This is a genomic window from Trebonia kvetii, from assembly GCF_007827045.1.
Classification (GTDB): Bacteria; Actinomycetota; Actinomycetes; order Streptosporangiales; family Streptosporangiaceae; genus Trebonia; species Trebonia kvetii.
Genome location: NZ_RPFW01000072.1, coordinates 1 through 284 on the forward strand (window position 1 = coordinate 1; position 284 = coordinate 284).

At 60.6% G+C, this 284-nt stretch carries 1 rRNA gene; it reads right to left on the bottom strand.

Annotated elements, in window-relative coordinates:
- Positions 1-284 (bottom strand): 16S ribosomal RNA (locus EAS64_RS43025); the annotation flags it as partial.

Sequence of the window (284 nt, forward strand, 5' to 3'; positions counted from 1 at the left end):
GTGACGGGCGGTGTGTACAAGGCCCGGGAACGTATTCACCGCGGCGTTGCTGATCCGCGATTACTAGCGACTCCGGCTTCACGGGGCCGAGTTGCAGACCCCGATCCGAACTGAGACCGGCTTTCCGCGATTCGCTCCATCTTGCGATGTCGCAGCGCTCTGTACCGGCCATTGTAGCATGTTTGCAGCCCAAGACATAAGGGGCATGATGACTTGACGTCATCCCCACCTTCCTCCGAGTTGACCCCGGCAGTCTCCAATGAGTCCCCGGCATTACCCGCTGG